This is a genomic window from Mesorhizobium sp. M7A.F.Ca.AU.001.01.1.1 (assembly GCF_004022735.1).
Classification (GTDB): domain Bacteria; phylum Pseudomonadota; class Alphaproteobacteria; order Rhizobiales; family Rhizobiaceae; genus Mesorhizobium; species Mesorhizobium ciceri.
Genome location: NZ_RZPF01000576.1, coordinates 1 through 4,339, shown reverse-complemented (window position 1 = coordinate 4,339; position 4,339 = coordinate 1). Strand labels below are relative to the sequence as shown.

Genomic DNA, 4,339 nt, shown 5'->3' with positions numbered 1-4,339 from the left:
ACTGAGCGCCGATCATGTTGATCGGCGCAGCAGGCTGGCGATCGTGGCCGGGCGGCCGGGCGGGATCGACGTCGATCGCGGCGCCATCGTCTGCTCCTGCTTCGGCGTTGGCGCCAACCAGATCACGGAAGCGGTACGCCGCGGCTGCGGCAGCGTCGCGGCAATCGGCGCGGCCCTGAATGCCGGCACGAATTGCGGCTCCTGCCGCGCCGAGATCAGGGTCATCATCGACGCACAGAGCCTCCAGGCAGCCGAGTGATCGTCCTGACCAAAGGGGCCTGCGCGACGGTGCTGGTTGGGCTATGGTGGCTCAGGCGTGCTACGTCGCGCACGAATCATCCTCAGTCAGGGTCATCCAATGGCAAATCCCCCGCGCCGACCGACAAATCCGATGGCGGCCGCCGAGGCGGCTTTCAAGCCGGTGAAGAAGCCGGCTGCCCCGGTCCGAGAGCCCACGGCCGCTCCAGGCGTCAGGGAGCTTGTTTCGATCCGAATCGACCGCGCCGTGCTGGACCATTTCCAGGAGGATGGACCCGGCTGGCAGGACCGCATCAACGACGCCTTGCGGCGTGTGATAGAAGGCAAGCCGATCGTTACCGGGGGTGATCGTTCAGACGACGAGTAGCGGCTGTTCCAGCCGGCTCACGCTTCGAAGTGCAGGATGTAGAGCTTCCGCGTCTTCTCGTGGATCGTCCATTCGCCTTTCCAGCCTTTCGGCAGCACCAGCATTTCGCCCGGACCAACGTCCTCGCTGCGGCCATCGGGACCATGCAGCGAGACCCGGCCTGACACGATGTGGCAGGTTTCGGAATTGGTCTCGCGCGAGGCCGTGAAGCGGCCCGGCGTGCACTCCCAGACGCCGACTTCCAGTGCGCCATCCGGCGAGGTCCACAGCGTCGTCGAGGCTTCGAACTGATCGCCGCTGATCGAGGTCGGCTTGGGCTCAGGCTCGCCGAGGTCGATGGAGGCGAGGTGGGCGAAGGTCTGGAAGTCGGTCATGGCAGTCTCTCAATGTCCTGTGATGCGGTCGGCGATTGCGGCCAGTTTCGACGTGTGCTGGAGGCCGGCTTCCTCGCGCTCGTCGGCGACGCGATAGAGCTGATACATCGAGTGGACGCCGAGCCAGCGCATCGGCTCTGGCTCCCATTTGCTGACCTTTCGGTTGACCCAGGGCAGGCGGGTCAATTCGGTGTCGCGGCGCAGGATGAGATCGCGCAGCGTTCGGCCTGAAAGGTTGGAACTCGAGACGCCGAGCCCGACATAGCCGCCGGCCCAGCCGATGCCGGTTTCAAGATCGAGCCCTGCCGTCGTGCACCAGTCGCGCGGCACGCCCAGCACGCCGCACCAGGCGTGGTCGATGCGAAGCCTGGCTGTCTGCGGCAGCAGCCGGGTGAGGATCGCGTGCAGGCTTTCGATCGTGGCCTGCTGCGTTTGGCCGCGCACATCCGTTTGCGAGCCGTAACGATAGGGTACGCCGCGTCCGCCCATGGTGATGCGGCCTTCCCTGGTGCGCTGCGCATAGCAATAGGCGTGCGCGGAGTCGCCCAGAAGCTCATGGCCCTCCCAGCCGATCTCGTCCCACAGTGATTGCGGCAGCGGCTCGGTGATGATCTGTGCGCTGTTGAGCGGCAGCCAGAGCCGTTCATTGCCTGGTATGCCGGCCGTGAACCCTTCCGTGGCACGGATGATGATCGGCGCGCGCACGGTGCCGCGGTTCGTCGTGACCTTGCCCTTCTCGATGCCGGTCACGGTGGTCTGCTCGTAGATCGGCACACCGAGCCGCTCGACGGCTTCGGACAGGCCGCGCACCAGCTTGGCCGGCTGCACACGCGCGGTGCCGTGGTGGATATAACCGCCAAGCACATTCCTGATGTTGATGCGGGCCTTGGCCTCTGCCTGGCCGATCAGGCTGACACGCTCGCTCGGCACGCTCCAGCCGATCGCATCGGCATAGGCGGCGTTGATCCGTTCGAGCTGCGGCGGGTTGGTCGCCACCGTCAGATTGTCGACGCGGCGGATGTCGGCATCGATGCCTTCGGCTTCGGTCACCTTGATCACTTCGTCGACCGTGCCATGCATGGCCGTTTCCATGTCGATGACAGCGCCGCGCGTCGAGGTCTGCAGATATTTCTCGCGCGACCAGCTGAAGCCGCCGGACAGCCAGCCGCCATTGCGGCCCGACGCGCCGAAGCCGGCGAACTCCCGCTCGACGATGGCGATGCGGATCGATGGATCGGCCTTCTTCAGGTAATAAGCCGTCCACAGGCCGGTGTAGCCGGCGCCGACGATGCAGACATCGGCTTCGAGATCGCCCGGAAGCGGCGCGCGATAGGGCGGCAGGCCGATGTCGGCATACCAGAACGAGACGTTGCCGTTGACTTTGGCGTCCATGTCTAAAAATCCTGCGGGGAAAGAGCGATCAGGTCATCGTCATGTCGGCGCGGTCGTCGTCGGCAAGAAGTTTTGCATCGACGACCGACCAGCGCAGATCGACCGTGTCACCAATCGAGAACGGTGTGGCTTCCAGCGACGCGCGTACGATGGCGACCGAGCCGTCGCGCAACGTCACCTGGTATTTCGAGCCGGAGCCCAGATAGATCGCCTCGCTGACTTGACCGGTGAGGCTGTTCTGCCCGGCGGCGGGAGGCGTGTTGGTGCCGGCAAGCGAAAGCTTCTCCGGCCGCAGCAGGACCACCGGTTTGCTGCCGCTGGCGAGCTTGCCGTTGGCCACGATCTTCTGGCCGGCGATCGTCAGGCTGGTTTCGTTTCCGGACGTCAGGGCGGTGCCACGCAAACTGGTCGATTCGCCGATGAACTTGGCCACGAACAGGGTCGTCGGCTCGTCGTAGAGCTGGCGGCCGGTTCCGACCTGTTCGATGCGGCCCTGATTGAAGACGGCGATGCGGTCGGACAGGACCAGCGCTTCTTCTTGGTCGTGCGTCACATAGACGAAGGTGGTGCCGAGTTCGCGGTGGATGCGCTTGATCTCCAGCTGCAGCCATTCGCGCAGTTTCTTGTCGAGCGCGCCGAGCGGTTCGTCCATCAACAGCAGCGGCGGATCGAAGACGATGGCGCGCGCCAGCGCCACGCGCTGCTGCTGGCCGCCGGAAAGTTCGGAGGGATAGCGATGCGCGAAGTCGGCCATCTTGACCATGTCCAGCGCGCGCACGACGAGACGGTCGCGCGCCTGCTTGTCCATGCCGCGCAAGGTGAGGGGATAGGCGACGTTCTTGCCGACCGTCATATGCGGAAACAGCGCGTAGTGCTGGAAGACAACGCCGATGTTGCGCTTGTGCGCCGGCAGGGCGACGATGCTTTTGCCGCCAACGGCGAGGTCGCCGGAGGTGAGGTCGGTGAAGCCCGCGACGACGTTGAGCGTCGTGGTCTTGCCCGAGCCGCTGGGGCCGAGCAGCGTCATGAACTCGCCCGGCTCGATATGCAGGCTGACATCGTCGAGTGCGGTGAAATTGCCGTAGCGCTTGGTTGCGCACTTGATGTCGATGGCCGCGCCGCGTTTCCTCGCAGTCATCTCAACTCCTCGTCGATTTCGAGCTGATGATCAGCCCGGCGCTGATGATCAGCGTCGTGGCAATGAAGATGATGGTTCCGACGGCCGTCACCGTCGGATCGGCGTCGCGGGTGATGCTGGTGAAGATCTGCACCGGCAAGGTCTTCAGGTAGGGACTGGTGATGAACAGCGCGACGATGATCTCATCGAAGGAGGTGACGAAGGCAAACAAAAGCCCGGACAGGATGCCGGGCGCGATCAGCGGCAAGGTCACGGTGCGGAATGTGGTGAAGCGGTTGGCGCCGAGACTTGCCGCCGCCGTCTCCAGCCGCGCGTCGAAGACTTCGAGGCTTGCCGACACGGCGATGATGACGAAGGGGATCGCCAGCATCGTATGTGCGATGACGAAGCCGGTGGTGGTGCCGACGAGCTGGTAGTCGAGATAGACGGCGTAGATGCCGATGGCCAGCACCACGCCGGGCACGATCATCGGCGTGATCAGGATGGCGCGCAGCAGGCCGGCGCCGGAATGTTTCATGCGGCTGAGGCCGAGCGACGCCAGCGTGCCGATCAGCGTGGCGGCGACGGCGACGAGGCCCGCGACCCTCAGCGAATTGAAGAAGCTCGACAGCCAATCGGGGTTGGTGAAGAAATTCTCGTACCATTGCCAGGAGAAGCCGGACGGCGGGAAAGCGAGCGACTTCTTCTCGTTGAATGACATCGGGATGATGACCAGCGTCGGCATCACCAGCCAGACGGCGACCAGCAGGCAGAACAGACCGAGCAGAAGGCGGGATGGTGCCAGTCTCATGATCTGGACGCCTGCTTGTG

The 4,339-nt window shown here is 64.6% G+C and carries 6 protein-coding genes; 2 read left to right on the top strand and 4 right to left on the bottom strand.

The window, feature by feature from the left end; genetic code table 11:
* Both EN884_RS27425 and EN884_RS27420 read left to right on the top strand, forming a co-directional pair.
* The coding region (locus EN884_RS27425; RefSeq protein WP_164895178.1) for a (2Fe-2S)-binding protein at window positions 1–259 on the top strand (259 nt) is incomplete at its 5' end.
* Window positions 260–358: 99 nt separating this feature from the next.
* Complete coding sequence (locus tag EN884_RS27420; RefSeq protein ID WP_024503962.1) at window positions 359–625, top strand: BrnA antitoxin family protein; 267 nt, start codon at window positions 359–361, stop codon at window positions 623–625.
* Between the two features lie 17 nt (window positions 626–642).
* On the opposite strand, the gene EN884_RS27415 is transcribed toward EN884_RS27420, so the two are convergent.
* The 4 genes from EN884_RS27415 to EN884_RS27400 are packed head-to-tail and all read right to left on the bottom strand — an operon-like array spanning window position 643 to window position 4,319.
* The gene (locus tag EN884_RS27415; protein ID WP_013530464.1) at window positions 643–999 is read right to left on the bottom strand and encodes a cupin domain-containing protein; all 357 of its coding nucleotides are present in this window, start codon (window positions 997–999) and stop codon (window positions 643–645) included.
* Between the two features lie 9 nt (window positions 1,000–1,008).
* Window positions 1,009–2,391 (bottom strand): FAD-binding oxidoreductase, encoded by a 1,383-nt coding sequence (locus EN884_RS27410; RefSeq protein WP_063168696.1) that lies wholly within the window; start codon window positions 2,389–2,391, stop codon window positions 1,009–1,011.
* 28 nt (window positions 2,392–2,419) lie between these two features.
* Entirely contained in the window at window positions 2,420–3,529 is a 1,110-nt protein-coding gene (locus EN884_RS27405; protein WP_063168695.1) for an ABC transporter ATP-binding protein, read from the bottom strand.
* Window position 3,530: 1 nt separating this feature from the next.
* The gene (locus EN884_RS27400) at window positions 3,531–4,319 is read right to left on the bottom strand and encodes an ABC transporter permease (RefSeq protein ID WP_027160917.1); all 789 of its coding nucleotides are present in this window, start codon (window positions 4,317–4,319) and stop codon (window positions 3,531–3,533) included.
* Window positions 4,320–4,339 lie beyond the last annotated feature (20 nt).